Here is a 13,872-nt window from a genome sequence, read left to right as displayed (position 1 = left end):
TAGGCTGTCGGCACCATGGACGTACTGCAAGCCATCGTGCTCGGCGTCGTGCAGGGGCTGACGGAGTTCCTGCCCATCTCGAGCTCCGCGCACCTGCTGATCGTGCCGAAACTGGCCGGATGGGCCGACCCCGGTGCGGCGTTCACCGCGGTGATCCAGCTCGGCACGATGCTGGCGGTCGTCATCTTCTTCTGGCGCGACATCGTCAGGATCTTCTGGACCTGGCTGCGCAGCCTGTGGACGCCGGAGCTGCGTGGCGACCTCGACGCGCGCATGGGCTGGTACATCGGCCTCGGCACGATCCCGATCGGCGTCGCCGGCCTGCTCTTCAAGGACACGATCGAGGGCCCGGCGCGCAACCTCTGGCTGAACGCGACGTTCCTGATCGTGTTCGGCATGCTCCTGCTACTGGCCGACCAGTGGGGCCGGAAGAAGAAGGAGGTCGCTCACCTCACCATGCGGGACGGCCTGATCGTCGGCCTGTGGCAGATGGCGCCGCTGATCCCCGGGGCCTCGCGCTCGGGCTCGACGATGACCGGCGCCATGTTCCTCGGGTACACGCGCGAGGCGGCCGCCCGCTACTCGTTCCTGCTGTCGGTTCCCGCCGTGGTCCTGTCCGGCCTGTTCGAACTGCGGCACGTGGGCGACGGCGGCGGCGTGCCGGTGACGCCGACGGTGATCGCCACCGCGGTCTCGTTCATCGTCGGGTACGCCTCGATCGCCTGGCTGTTGCGTTACGTCGCGAAGCATTCGACGATCCTGTTCGTGGTGTACCGAGTCTTCGCCGGGGCGTTCCTGCTCACCCTGCTCACCCTCGGGGTGATCTCGTCATGACGACCCTTCTTCTCCTGCGGCACGGCCTCACCGAGCTGACCGGGCCCGTGCTCGCCGGGTGGACCCCGGGCGTGCATCTCGACGAGCGCGGCCGCGAGCAGGCCGGCGCCGTGGCGCGGCGACTCGAACCCCTCGAACTCGACGCGATCGTCTCCAGCCCACTGGAGCGGTGCCGGGAGACGGCGGCGGCCGTCGCGCACGGCCGGGCCGTGTCGGTGGAGACCGACGAGCGGTTCGGGGAGTGCGGGTACGGCGAGTGGACCGGCAGGCCGCTCGAGGATCTCGCCAAGGAGCCGCTGTGGCAGGTAGTGCAGGCCCACCCGAGTGCCGCGGTGTTCCCCGGCGGCGAGGCCATGGCCGACGTGCAGAGCCGGGCCGTGCGCGCGGTACGCGAATGGAACGAGCGGCTGGGCGAGAAGGCGACCTACCTCGTGTGCAGCCACGGTGACGTGATCAAGGCGATCGTGGCGGACGCGCTCGGGCTGCACCTGGACCAGTTCCAGCGGATCACCGTCGACCCGGCCTCCGTGACCGTGATCAGGTACACCTCGCTGCGGCCGTTCCTGCTCAGGGCCAACGACGTCGGGGGGGAGGTCGCCAATCTGATGCCTCGGAGTGAGGTTCCGGAGGATACGGGCGGGGGAGAAAACCTCACCGGAAGCGACGCCGCCGTCGGCGGCGGACCCGGAACCACGTAAGGTCAGGCTATGCCGGTCTTCGACTACGATCCGCCTGACAGGTTCGTGGCCGGTGCCGTTGGGCAACCGGGCGCGCGAGCCTTCTTCCTGCAGGCCCGGGGCCAGGGCAGGATCACGACGGTCGCACTCGAGAAGTTCCAGGTCGCCGTGCTCGCCGACCGCCTGGACGAGTTGCTCGACGAGGTGCTGCGCCGTACTGGCGGCCGCGCGCCCGTCCCGGCGGTGGCGCCGACGGAGTTGACCGATGAAGGCCCCCTCGACCTGCCGGTGGATGAGGAGTTCCGGGTGGGGACGATGGCGCTCGCCTGGGATCCGGAGACCTCCCAGGTGATCATCGAGGCGCAGGAGGCGACCGACGAGGACGAGGAGGATGACGAGGATGACGTCGCCTCTCTTCTCGGTGACCGGCTTCTCGGTGACCGGCCCGAGCCCGCCGTCCTACGGGTGCGCATCAGCGCCGCCGCCGCCCGCGCGTTCAGCAGGCGCGCCCTGGAAATCGTCGCGGCCGGCCGCCCGCCCTGCCCGCTGTGCGGCAGACCGCTCGATCCGGGGGGCCACATGTGCGTCCGGCTCAACGGCCACCATCCGGGGGGACTGACCGGGCAGGGGACTGTATGACCGCCGGAGGCGAGCCGGGTTTCAAAAATATGGGTTTCACAGAGATGGAGGGACCGGCGCTCGACGACGCCACCGCGCTGCGGCTGCTGCGGGACGGTGTGATGGAGGTGGCCGGACGGCTGGTCGAGGCCAGCAACATGACGCTCTACTGCACGATCAGGAACGGCGAGCACACCGCGGCCTGCGTGTACAAGCCGGTGCGGGGGGAGCGGCCGCTGTGGGACTTCCCCGACGGCACCCTCGCCGCCCGGGAGGTCGCCGCCTACGAGGTCGCCGCGGCGACGGGCTGGCGGATCGTGCCCCCGACGGTCTACCGCGACGGCCCCTTCGGACCCGGCATGGTGCAGCTGTGGATCGACGCCGATCCTGAGGCCGACCTGGTGGCCCTGATGCGCAGCCGCAATTCCGCGCTGCGCCGCATGGCGGTGTTCGACGCCGTGGTCAACAACGCCGACCGCAAGGGCGGCCATCTGCTGCCGCTGCCCGACGGGCACGTGTACGGGGTCGATCACGGGGTCTGCTTCGCCGTGTCCGACAAGTTGCGCACGGTGCTGTGGCAGTGGCGGGGCAGGCCGCTTCCTCGTGAGGCGGTGTCGGCGCTGGTGCGGCTGGAGCGTGAGATCGACAAGGGCAGGCTCGGCCGCAGGCTGCGGGAACTGCTCGTCCCGGCCGAGGTCGCGGCCACCCGGGACCGGGTCAGGCGCCTCACCGAGACCGGCGTCCACCCCCACCCCTCGGAGGACTGGCCGGCGATCCCCTGGCCCCCCGTCTAGCCGACTGCCCGGCGATAGACGATCAACCTTCTCGGCCGTTCGTGCCGAGGCGCGCGTCCCGTGCCCGGGCGATCGCTTCGGCCCGGGTGGCGAGCCGAATCCGTCCGTACGCGACTGCCGTCGTTTCCGAGAGTGTCGGCCTGCCCGTGTCCCGTCCACCAGGGACGCGGCTCTCGACGTGCGGGAACCCGACCGCCCGGGGCGGGATCTCGCTGCGCCGCCTGGGGCACTAGGCTGCGAGGGCTCTTGCATAAATCGTAGGGATTGTGCACTCTGCAGAAGTCTCTACCGTTATGGAGGGAACACGCAGTGTGTACGGTCATCGTGAGCGTCGATCCGGAGGCCTCGGCACCGGTGCTCCTCGCCGGTGTGCGTGACGAGATCGTCAGCCGCCCCTGGATGTCCCCCGCGCGGCACTGGCCCGATCACCCTGGACTGATCGGCGGCCGGGACCTGGAGGCCGGGGGCACCTGGCTGGCCACCCACCCGGCCGTGCCACGGGTCGCCGCGTTGCTCAACGGCCGAGGCGTCCCGGCGCCTGCCGCCGCTCGCCGGTCGCGCGGCGAACTCCCGCTGCTGGCCGCCGAGACAGGCGAGCTCCCGCCGGTGGAACTGGATCGCTATGACCCGTTTCATCTGCTGGTCGGCGGGCTCGACGGGGTGCGCCTGTGGAGCTGGGACGGCGATGGCCTCACCGAGGACAAGCTGCCTCCGGGCCTGCACATGGTGGTCAACTCGGGCTGGGAACGCGGCGACGGCAACCCCCGGGCGTCGTGGTTCCTGCCCAGGTTCGCCGCCGAGGCACGGCCGCGGTGGCGGGAGGACTGCTCGCCGGCGCGTTTCTGGGGCGAGTGGCTGCGCCTGACCTCCCAGGCCGCGCTGCCCGGCGACGATCCCCGCGCCCTGCTGGTGCGGCACATGCTGCCCGACGGGCGGGTCTTCGCGAGCCTGTCGGTCACCCTGGTCGCCCTGGCCGAGCGCGGCATGCGCTACGACTTCTGCCCGCTGCCGGATGACCTGTCCTCCTGGCATCAGGTCGAGACCGGCTGAACCGCACCAAGCGGATAGGCTTCAGACCATGCGATCGTGGTCTGTCCCGAATATCCCCAAGTTGCCCGGTTCAGGTCTACCGCTCCGGCTGTACGACACCGCCGCACGTGAGATCCGCGAGACCGCACCGGCCGGGGAGGCCCGGATGTACGTCTGCGGCATCACGCCATATGACGCGACCCATCTCGGGCACGCGAACACCTATCTCGCCTTCGATCTGGTCAACCGCGTCTGGCGGGACGCCGGCCACGACGTCCACTACACGCAGAACGCCACCGACGTGGACGACCCCCTGCTGGAACGTGCCGAGGCGACGGGCCGGGACTGGCAGGAGCTCGCCGAGGGCGAGATCGAGCTGTTTCGGTCCGACATGGAGGCGCTGCGCATCCTGCCGCCCCGCGAGTACGTCGGCGTCACCGAGGTCATCGAGCAGATCACGGACCTGATCGGCCGGCTCGCCGAGCGGGGCGCCGCCTACGAGATCGACGGGGACGTCTACTTCCCGGTCGCGGCGGCACCCAAGTTCGGAGCCGTCTCGGGACTGCCGGAGGAGACCATGCTGGAACTGTTCGCCGAGCGGGGCGGGGATCCCGGGCGCGAGGGCAAGCGTCACCCGCTCGACTGGCTGCTGTGGCGGCGTGAGCGCCCCGGGGAGCCCTCCTGGCCCTCACCGTTCGGCCGCGGCCGCCCGGGCTGGCATGTCGAGTGCACCGCCATCGCGCTGCGCAACCTCGGCAGCGGCTTCGACGTCGCCGGCGGCGGCTCCGACCTGATCTTCCCCCACCATGAGATGGGCGCCTGTGAGGGGCATGTGGCCACCGGTGAGTGGCCGTTCGCACGGGCGTACGTGCATGCCGGCATGGTGGGCCTCGACGGCGAGAAGATGTCGAAGTCCCGGGGCAACCTCGTGTTCGTGTCCCGGCTGCGGGAGACAGCCGACCCGATGGCCATCCGGCTCGCGCTGCTGGCCCGCCACTACCGAGCCGACTGGGAGTGGACACCGTCACAGCTCGCCGAGGCCGAGGCCAGGCTGGCCCGGTGGCGGACGGCGGCGGCCCGGCCCGCCGGACCGGACGGCGCGGCCCTGCTGGCGGCGGTGCGTGAGCGGGTGGCCGACGACCTGGACGCGTCCGGGGCGCTCGAGCTCATTGACGCGTGGGCGGCGGCAGAGGGGGACGACGCCACCGCCCCCGGGCTGGTCCGTGACACTGCCGACGCGCTCCTCGGCATCGCCCTCTGATCGGCGCCCTCTGACCGGCGCCCTCTGACCGATGACGGCAGGCCGCTCACCGGTCTTCCGGCGCGTCGTCGGTTTCGTCCGGATCGGGCGGCTCGCCGTCCGGCGGCTCGTCCTCCGGCGGGCGGCGGCGGCCCAGCTTGCGGGCCACCCCCGCCCGCAGTTCCGGCAGGTATGCGTAGAAGCGGTCACCGGGGCAGGCGGTCTTGTTGAGATCGCGGTGACCGATGATGGCGACCTCGGGGTCGAGCCGGTAGGTCGAGCAGAGCCAGGCCAGCAACGTGGTCAGCGAGGCGAGCTGGGCGGGCGGGGGCAGCTCGGCGGTATAGGTGCCCTCGGTCTCGATCCCGAGCGTGTGGCGGTTGTGGCCGGCGGCCTGCGCGCCCACCACGTTGCCGCCCCGGGAGATCGCGGGCAGCGTCCGGTTGCGGCCCTCCATGATGTGGCCGCCCCTGCTGACCGTGAGCTGCTCGCCGATGTCCGCCCAGCGGTTGTGCCGCATGTGGTAGCGCTGGATCGCGCGGGAGAGCCGGTAGGCCGCATCGAGGCTCAGATCGGTGGTGTTGGCCGTGGCCGTGTGGTGAATGACGATCCGGTCCGGCGGGGTGTCGAGCACGATGGCCTTGCTCTTCGGCGCGACGGCGTCCCACTCGTCCCTGGTGCGGATGCGGGGGCGCGACGGCCCGTCCGCCGCCGTCCCCGCCACGCCGGCCTCGGCCCGCGCGCCGCTCAGGACCGCCAAGGCGATTCCGCTTCCGGCCGACAGGAATGACCGGCGTGTGATCGCTGGCAAATGCGCCCTCCCAGGAAAGGTCCGTCGGGAGGATGCATCGGTAGTCCCCCGCGCCCGGCCCGGCTATTCCTGCAGGTCGCGAACCGGTCACATGTCGACCGAAATGTCTAGCGAAATGCCCGAATTGCTCGGAAACGCGAAAGCGTCATACGAGAAATGCGACTATGTAGGGATAAATCACCCGGAAATTTCGGAGTGGAAGCGCTGCTGCTCCTCGGCGGGCAGATCATCGATGAAGAGCACGCCGTCCAGGTGATCGACCTCGTGCTGGAGGACCCGGGCCAGGGTGCCGATCGCCCGCAGCGTCACCGGCCTGCCGTACATGTCCCTGCCGCGGGCGACGGCGGAGAACGACCGCTCCCTGGGCCACCAGACGCCGGGCGCGGAAAGGCACGCCTCGTCGGCCACCACGGTCCGCGCCGAAAGCTCCAGGCGCGGGTTCACGACGTGACCCGCCCTGCCCTCGACGGCGTAGGCGATCACCCGGAGCGGGACCCCGATCTGCGGCGCGGCGAGCCCGGCCCGGCCGGGACCGGCACGCAGCGTCGCGGTGAGCGACTTGACGAGATCACGCAGCGACCGGTCGAAGGTGGTGACGGGCTCGGCCGGGGCGCGCAGCGCCGGATCGGCGAACATCAGGATCTGCCGTACGGCCATGCACGCTCCCCGCGGCGACGAAGATCACAGAGAAGACGATCACAGAGAAGACGATGCCCGCTTAGGCGGGAGGCCAACCTTTCGCAAACGCCGGCTCAGCGGTCGGTGCCGCGGTCGCGGCGGCGCAGGTAACGCTCGAACTCGGCCGCGATGGCGTCCCCGCTCGCCTCGGGGAGCTCGGCCGCGTCCTTGCGCTCCTCCAGCTCCCTGACGTAGTCGGCCACCTCGCTGTCCTGCGATGCGAGCTCATCGACGCCGTGCTCCCAGGCTCGAGCCTCCTCGGCCAGGTCGCCGTACGGCACAGGGACGTCGAGGACGTCCTCGATGCGGCGCAGCAGCGCCAGCGTGGCCTTCGGGTTCGGCGGCTGGGCGACGTAGTGGGGGACCGACGCCCACAGGGAGACCGTACGCAGCCCGGCATGGCCGAGTGTGTGCTGCAGCACGCCCACGATGCCCGTGGGGCCTTCGTATTTGGTCGGCTCGAGGTTGAGCGAGCGGGCCATGCCCGGGTCGCTCACCGAGCCCACGATGGGCACCGGCCGGGTGTGCGGGGAGTCGTTGAGCAGCGCGCCGAGCAGGATGGCGAACTCCACTCCCAGGTCCTGGCACAGACCGACGATCTCCGCGCAGAACGACCGCCAGCGCATGTTGGGCTCGATGCCGCGCAGCAGCACCACGTCACGCTCGGCACCCGGCGGACGAGCCAGCAGCAGCCGCGTCGTCGGCCAGGTGATGGACCGGGTGAGACCGTCGCCCATCTCCACGATGGGACGGGTCATCTGGAAGTCGTAGTAGTCCTCCGGATCCAGCTCGACGAGCGGTGTCGCCTTCCACTCCGCCTCGAGGTGAGCGAGCACTCCGCTCGACGCCTCGCCGGCGTCGTTCCACCCTTCGAACGCGGCGATCAGCACCGGGTCGACGAGCTCTGGGAGCCCTTCGAGCTCGATCACGCCGCCTCCCTCACTGGCCCACGGGACGTATGGTCAAGTCCAAGACTATTCGCTGGGGGGAGCGGGGAGGCACGTTCGGCGGCTTTGACGGGCGTGCCGATAGTCTTTCCCCCATGAGCAGCAGCAGACCGTCCTTCCGAGAAGTGCTGTCCCAGCGAGTCCTGGTCGCCGACGGGGCAATGGGGACGATGCTGCAGTCCTACGACCCGACGCTCGACGACTTCCAGGGCCACGAGGGCTGCAACGACGTGCTCAACGTCAGCCGTCCCGACATCGTGCGGGCCGTCCACGACGCCTACCTCGCGGTCGGCGTCGACTGCGTCGAGACCAACACCTTCAACTCCAACCGCGCGGCCCTCGGCGAGTACGGCATCGCCGACCGGATCCATGAGTACTCCGAGGCCGGAGCACGGCTCGCCCGGGAGCGGGCCGACTCCTGGTCCACCGCCGATCACCCCCGGTTCGTGCTCGGCTCGATGGGACCGGGCACCAAGCTCCCCACCCTGGGGCATCTGCCGTACGCGACCCTGCGCGACGCCTACCGAGACAACGCGGCAGGGCTGATCGCGGGCGGGGCCGACGCATTGATCATCGAGACCTGCCAGGATCTGCTGCAGGTCAAGGCCGCGATCGTCGGCGCGAAGCGGGCGATCGAGGCCGCCGGGCGCGACGTGCCGATCATCGCGCAGGTGACCATCGAGACCAACGGCGCGATGCTGCTGGGCTCGGAGATCGGCGCGGCGCTGACCTCGGTCGAGCCGCTGGGCGCCGACCTGATCGGTCTCAACTGCGCCACCGGGCCGACCGAGATGAGCGAGCACCTGCGCCACCTCGCCAAGCACTCGCGCCTGCCGCTGTCCTGCATGCCGAACGCCGGGCTGCCGCAGCTCACGGCCGACGGCGCCCACTACCCGCTCACGCCCGGCGAGCTCGCCGACGCGCACGACGCGTTCCTGCGCGACTACGGGCTCGCGCTGGTGGGCGGCTGCTGCGGCACCACCCCCGAGCACATGCGCCAGGTCGTCGAGCGCGTGGACGGCCGGTCCCGGACCGTACGGCGGCCGCGTCCCGAGGCGGGGGCGGCATCCCTCTACCAGAGCGTGCCGTTCCGGCAGGACACGTCTTATCTGGCGATCGGCGAGCGGACCAACGCCAACGGCTCCAAGGCGTTCCGCGAGGCGATGCTGGCCGGCGACTACGAGGAGTGCGTCGAGATCGCCCGGGCGCAGGCCCGCGACGGCGCGCACATGCTGGACCTGTGCGTCGACTACGTCGGCAGGGACGGCGTCGCCGACATGAAGGAGCTGGCGTTCCGCTTCGCCACCGCCTCGACGCTGCCGATCGTGATCGACTCGACTGAGCCGGCCGTGCTGGAGGCCGGGCTGGAGATGCTCGGCGGCCGGGCGGTCGTCAACTCGGTGAACTACGAGGACGGCGACGGGCCCGACTCGCGCTTCACGAAGATCATGCGGCTGGTCCGGGAGCACGGCGCCGCCGTGGTCGCGCTGACCATCGACGAGGAGGGCCAGGCCCGAACCGCCGAGTGGAAGGTCGGGATCGCCTCCCGCCTGGTCGACGACCTCGTCGGGAACTGGGGCATGCGGGTCGAGGACATCGTCGTCGACTGCCTGACCTTCCCGATCGCCACCGGCCAGGAGGAGACCCGACGCGACGGCCTGGAGACGATCGAGGCGATCCGCGAACTCAAGCGCCGCTATCCGGGCGTGCAGACCACGCTTGGCCTGTCCAACATCTCGTTCGGCCTCAACCCGGCCGCGCGCATGGTGCTCAACTCGGTCTTCCTGAACGAGTGCGTCAACGCCGGGCTCGACTCGGCCATCGTGCACGCGTCCAAGATCCTGCCGATGGCCAGGATCCCCGACGAGCAGCGTCAGGTCGCGCTCGACCTGGTCTACGACCGGCGCCGGGACGGCTATGACCCGCTGCAGCGGTTCATGGAGCTGTTCGAGGGCGTCGACGCCGCGGCGATGAAGGCCGGCAAGGCGGCGGAACTGGCCGCGCTGCCGCTGTGGGAGCGGCTCAAGCGGCGGATCATCGACGGGGAGCGCAAGGGCCTGGAGGCCGACCTCGGCGACGCGCTCGCCCAGCGGCCCGCCCTGGAGATCATCAACGACGTGCTGCTCGACGGCATGAAGACGGTGGGCGAACTGTTCGGCTCCGGCCAGATGCAGCTCCCGTTCGTGCTCCAGTCGGCCGAGGTCATGAAGTCCGCCGTGGCGTACCTGGAACCGCACATGGATCGGGTCGAGGGCGCCACGAAGGGCCGGATCGTGCTGGCCACGGTCAAGGGCGACGTCCACGACATCGGCAAGAACCTGGTCGACATCATCCTGTCCAACAACGGCTACGAGGTGGTGAACCTCGGCATCAAGCAGCCGGTGTCGGCGATCCTGGAGGCGGCCGAGGAGAAGCAGGCCGACGTGGTCGGCATGTCCGGGCTGCTGGTGAAGTCGACGGTCGTCATGAAGGAGAACCTCGAGGAGATGAACTCCCGGGGGATCGCCGGCAGTTTCCCGGTGCTGCTCGGCGGCGCGGCGCTGACCCGGGCGTACGTCGAGCAGGACCTGGCCGACCTATTCCAGGGCGAGGTGCGCTACGCCAAGGACGCGTTCGAGGGCCTGCGGCTGATGGACGCGTTCATGGCGGTCAAGCGCGGCGAGGAGGGGGCCGCGCTGCCTCCGCTGCGGGAGCGCCGGGTCAAGACGGGCGCGGTGCTGAAGCGTACGGCCGTCGAGGACCTGCCGGACCGGTCGGACGTGGCCGGCGACAACCCGGTGCCCGTGCCGCCCTTCTTCGGCGACCGGGTGATCAAGGGCATTCCGCTCGCCGACTACGCCGCGTTCCTCGACGAGCGGGCCACGTTCATGGGCCAGTGGGGGCTGAAGGCGGCCAGGGGCGGCGACGGGCCGTCGTACGAGGAGCTCATCGAGACCGAGGGCCGGCCGCGGCTGCGCATGTGGCTGGACCGACTGCAGACCGAGAACCTGCTGGAGGCGGCAGTCGTCTACGGCTACTTCCCCTGCGTGAGCGAGGGCGACAGCCTGATCATCCTCGACGAGGCCGGCGACGAACGCACCCGCTTCACGTTCCCGCGCCAGCGCCGCGACCGGCACCTGTGCCTGGCCGACTTCTTCCGCCGCCGCGAGTCCGGCGAGGTCGACGTGGTCGCCTTCCAGGTCGTCACGATGGGCCACCGGATCAGCCAGGCCACGGCCGAACTGTTCGCGAAGGACGCCTACCGGGACTACCTGGAGCTTCACGGGCTGTCCGTCCAGCTCACCGAGGCGCTGGCGGAGTACTGGCACGCCCGGGTGCGCTCCGAACTGGGCATCGGGGGCGAGGAGTCGCTGGCCGACATGCTCAAGGTCGACATCACCGGCTGCCGCTACTCCTTCGGTTACCCCGCGTGTCCCAACCTTGAGGATCAGGTCCAGCTCATGGGGTTGCTCGAGCCGGCGCGGATCGGCGTCGAGCTGTCGGAGGGGTTCCAGCTCCACCCCGAGCAGGCCACCTCGGCGCTGGTCGCCCATCACCCGGAGGCGAAGTACTTCAACGTCTAGCAGGAAAGTTCTGGGAAGTCGGGGGAAAGGGGCGACGTGGACGCGGTGCTGTTCGACATGGACGGTCTGCTCGTCGACACCGAGCGGGTGTGGTTCGAAGTCGAGTGCGAGGTGGTCACCCGCCTCGGCGGGTCGTGGGGGCCGGAGCACCAGGAGCGGCTCGTCGGCGGCTCGTGGGAACGGAGCATCGCCTACATGCTGGAGCTGACCGGGGCCGACGTGGCCCCGGTCGTCATCGGATCGTGGCTGATGGACGGCATGGAGCGGCGCCTGGCGGCGGGCGTGGCGCCCATGCCGGGGGCGGTCGAGCTGTTGCGTGAGCTGGCCGACCACGGGATCCGCGCCGGACTTGTCACCTCATCCCTGCGGGCGATCGCCGACGCGGTGCTCAAGTTCGTCGGCCGCGAGCACTTCGAGGTGATCGTGACGGCCGACGACGTCACCCGGACCAAGCCCCACCCCGAGCCCTACCTCACGGCGACCCGCCTGCTGTCGGCCGACCCCGCGCGCTGCATCGTGCTCGAGGACTCGCCGAACGGGGTCGCGTCGGCGACGGCGGCCGGCTGCCGGGTGGTCGCCGTACCGAGCGTCCTGCCGATCGCCCAGGCGCCCGGACGGGTCGTCATGCCGTCGCTGCGGCACGTGGACGTGGAACTGCTCCGCTCGCTCGTCGTCTGATCGCCTCGCCTGTCCGCCCGGCCGGGCCCGCTCGTCCCTCCGCTCACCGTCCGGACCGGCCCCGGCGGAGGGCCGTATGGCGTGCCAGGATGGAAGAACGCCGTACGAGACGAGGGGTTCGTCATGACATATGACCAGATCGCGTGGCTGCCGCTTTGCGCCGGACTCACAGCCGTCGGGATCGTCCTCAGCTTCCTGGCCTTCCGCCGCAGGGGAGCGACAGCAGGCCTGCGCGCCACCGCGTGGTCGCTGCTGCCACTGGCCGCCTATCTGACCGGTGCGCACCGCACGCTGTGGGACATCGGCTCCGCCGCCGTCCGCTTCGTCGCCGGATTGGTGCTCTCGCCCGTGGTCTGGGCGGGGGTCGTCCTGGCCGGGCTGTCCGCCGTGCTCTTCGTCGTCTCCGGCGCCATGCGCGGCCGCGCCCTGTCCCGGGCCCGCGGTGCGGGCACGACGGGGAAGACCGAGCCGCGTCAGGTGGAGCGGCCCGCGACCACCGGACCCGCGACCACCGGACCCGCGACCACCGGACCCGCGACCACCGGGAGCATCGGCTCGGGCAAGTCTGGGCCCGTCAAGTCTGGGCCCGTCAAGTCAGGGCCCGTCAAGTCGGCGCCGCCCTCTGACGACTTCTCTGACATCGAGGAGATCCTCAAGCGGCGCGGCATCAGCTGACCGCATTCTGGGACAGTGTTACAGATCTTGTGCAATGTCACGGTTCCGGGACACAACCGAGATCAAGCCAAGATAGTTTATTCAAGATCAACACGAATGAGTTTCGCGTCAATCACAGTTGAGCCACAGGGTGCCCCTGGGGACTGGTCATCCCAGCTCAGGCCATAGATTCTGCCTCCGGGGGTCCGCATACCCATCGGACCTTCTTGGACAACGTCGTCTGGGATCCAGGGGGCTGACAGCACATGACCGCACCGCTCGACGTCTCCGGTGACGAGCAGCACGCCGCACCGGAAGCCGTCTCTCAGGGCGCGGGCGCCAAAGCCATCCAGGGCCGTTCACTCGGCCAGATCGCGTGGACGCGCCTCAAACGCGACAAGGTCGCGATGGGCGGCGGCTTTGTGATCATCTTCCTGATCCTGGTGGCGATCTTCGCGCCGATCCTCGTGAACTGGTTCGGGCACCCGCCGAACGAGTTCCACCAGGAGATGATCGACACCCTGACGATGCAGCCCAAGGGCGGCACCGGCATCAGTGCGGACTTCCTGTTCGGCGTCGAGCCGGTCAACGGGCGCGACCTGTTCAGCCGGGTTCTGTACGGCGCGCGGATCTCGCTGCTCGTGGCCTTCTTCGCCACACTGCTGTCGCTCGTCATCGGGACGATCATGGGTATCACCGCGGGCTACTTCGGTGGCTGGGTCGACACCCTGATCAGCCGCGTCATGGACGTCTTCCTCGCTTTCCCGCTGCTGGTCCTCGCGCTCGCGCTGGTCGGCGTGCTCGCCCAGTTCGAGACCCAGCTCGCGGTGAAGGGCGACACGCTCCGGATCCTCCTGCTGATCTTCGTCATCGGCTTCTTCAACTGGCCCTACATCGGGCGGATCATCCGGGGGCAGACGCTCTCCCTGCGGGAGCGGGAGTTCGTGGACGCCGCCCGCAGCCTCGGCGCCCGCGGGCCGTACATCCTGTTCCGGGAGATCCTGCCCAACCTGATCGCGCCGATCCTCATCTACGCGACGCTGCTGATCCCGACCAATGTGCTGTTCGAGGCGGCGCTGTCGTTCCTCGGTGTGGGCATCCAGCCGCCCACCGCCACGTGGGGCGGGATGCTGTCGGCGGCCGTCCGTTACTACACGGTGCCGCACTTCATGTTCTTCCCCGGCATGGCGATCTTCATCACCGTGCTGGCCTTCAACCTCTTCGGCGATGGTCTGCGCGACGCGCTCGACCCCAAGTCGTCCCGTTGATCTCCGTCCCAGCCGGCTCCCCGGCCGATCTCCACAGTTGATCTGCCCAGCTGATCCGCTCGGTTGATCCGCACAGTTCCC

Annotated in this window: 13 protein-coding genes; 10 read left to right on the top strand and 3 right to left on the bottom strand. The window is 70.1% G+C overall.

Features of this window, described 5'->3' with window-relative positions:
- Positions 1 to 15: 15 nt before the first annotated feature.
- The 6 genes from ACFHYQ_RS15810 (at position 16) to mshC (ending at position 5,213) form a co-directional block, all read left to right on the top strand.
- The gene (locus ACFHYQ_RS15810; RefSeq protein WP_394301902.1) at positions 16 to 834 is read left to right on the top strand and encodes an undecaprenyl-diphosphate phosphatase; all 819 of its coding nucleotides are present in this window, start codon (positions 16 to 18) and stop codon (positions 832 to 834) included.
- Positions 831 to 1,532 (top strand): histidine phosphatase family protein, encoded by a 702-nt coding sequence (locus ACFHYQ_RS15805; protein WP_394301901.1) that lies wholly within the window; start codon positions 831 to 833, stop codon positions 1,530 to 1,532. Before ACFHYQ_RS15810 ends, ACFHYQ_RS15805 begins: the two co-directional genes overlap by 4 nt.
- Before the next feature lie 9 nt (positions 1,533 to 1,541).
- Positions 1,542 to 2,150, top strand: coding sequence for an Rv2134c family protein (locus ACFHYQ_RS15800; protein ID WP_394301900.1), 609 nt, complete (start codon positions 1,542 to 1,544; stop codon positions 2,148 to 2,150).
- 29 nt (positions 2,151 to 2,179) lie between these two features.
- Complete coding sequence (locus tag ACFHYQ_RS15795) at positions 2,180 to 2,923, top strand: Rv2133c family protein (RefSeq protein ID WP_394301899.1); 744 nt, start codon at positions 2,180 to 2,182, stop codon at positions 2,921 to 2,923.
- 324 nt (positions 2,924 to 3,247) lie between these two features.
- Positions 3,248 to 3,973, top strand: coding sequence for an NRDE family protein (locus ACFHYQ_RS15790; protein ID WP_394301898.1), 726 nt, complete (start codon positions 3,248 to 3,250; stop codon positions 3,971 to 3,973).
- A gap of 28 nt (positions 3,974 to 4,001) precedes the next feature.
- On the top strand, positions 4,002 to 5,213 hold the full coding sequence (gene mshC / locus ACFHYQ_RS15785) for a cysteine--1-D-myo-inosityl 2-amino-2-deoxy-alpha-D-glucopyranoside ligase (RefSeq protein WP_394301897.1): 1,212 nt from the start codon (positions 4,002 to 4,004) through the stop codon (positions 5,211 to 5,213).
- Between the two features lie 46 nt (positions 5,214 to 5,259).
- On the opposite strand, the gene ACFHYQ_RS15780 is transcribed toward mshC, so the two are convergent.
- The 3 genes from ACFHYQ_RS15780 to ACFHYQ_RS15770 all read right to left on the bottom strand — a co-directional run bounded on the left by ACFHYQ_RS15780 (position 5,260) and on the right by ACFHYQ_RS15770 (position 7,610).
- Positions 5,260 to 6,003: a peptidoglycan recognition protein family protein gene (locus ACFHYQ_RS15780; RefSeq protein WP_394301896.1), complete on the bottom strand. Its 744-nt coding sequence runs from the start codon at positions 6,001 to 6,003 to the stop codon at positions 5,260 to 5,262.
- Positions 6,004 to 6,180: 177 nt separating this feature from the next.
- On the bottom strand, positions 6,181 to 6,660 hold the full coding sequence (locus ACFHYQ_RS15775; RefSeq protein ID WP_394301895.1) for a peptide deformylase: 480 nt from the start codon (positions 6,658 to 6,660) through the stop codon (positions 6,181 to 6,183).
- Positions 6,661 to 6,755: 95 nt separating this feature from the next.
- Positions 6,756 to 7,610, bottom strand: a complete 855-nt coding sequence (locus ACFHYQ_RS15770) for a PAC2 family protein (RefSeq protein WP_394301894.1) — start codon at positions 7,608 to 7,610, stop codon at positions 6,756 to 6,758.
- 113 nt (positions 7,611 to 7,723) lie between these two features.
- Here ACFHYQ_RS15770 and metH point away from each other — a divergent pair, with 113 nt between their 5' ends.
- The 4 genes from metH to ACFHYQ_RS15750 all read left to right on the top strand — a co-directional run bounded on the left by metH (position 7,724) and on the right by ACFHYQ_RS15750 (position 13,791).
- The gene (gene metH / locus ACFHYQ_RS15765) at positions 7,724 to 11,191 is read left to right on the top strand and encodes a methionine synthase (RefSeq protein WP_394301893.1); all 3,468 of its coding nucleotides are present in this window, start codon (positions 7,724 to 7,726) and stop codon (positions 11,189 to 11,191) included.
- 36 nt (positions 11,192 to 11,227) lie between these two features.
- Positions 11,228 to 11,869, top strand: coding sequence for an HAD family hydrolase (locus ACFHYQ_RS15760; protein ID WP_394301892.1), 642 nt, complete (start codon positions 11,228 to 11,230; stop codon positions 11,867 to 11,869).
- 81 nt (positions 11,870 to 11,950) lie between these two features.
- On the top strand, positions 11,951 to 12,544 hold the full coding sequence (locus ACFHYQ_RS15755) for a cellulose synthase (protein ID WP_394301891.1): 594 nt from the start codon (positions 11,951 to 11,953) through the stop codon (positions 12,542 to 12,544).
- A gap of 245 nt (positions 12,545 to 12,789) precedes the next feature.
- Positions 12,790 to 13,791 carry an ABC transporter permease gene (locus ACFHYQ_RS15750; RefSeq protein WP_394301890.1) on the top strand — a complete coding sequence of 334 codons (1,002 nt, stop codon included), beginning with the start codon at positions 12,790 to 12,792 and terminating at the stop codon, positions 13,789 to 13,791.
- The last annotated feature ends 81 nt before the right edge of the window (positions 13,792 to 13,872 follow it).

The organism is Sphaerimonospora cavernae, from assembly GCF_042435035.1.
Taxonomy (GTDB): domain Bacteria; phylum Actinomycetota; class Actinomycetes; order Streptosporangiales; family Streptosporangiaceae; genus Sphaerimonospora; species Sphaerimonospora cavernae.
Note: the sequence above shows the minus strand (reverse complement) of the source record. Positions and strands in the feature narration are given on the sequence as shown.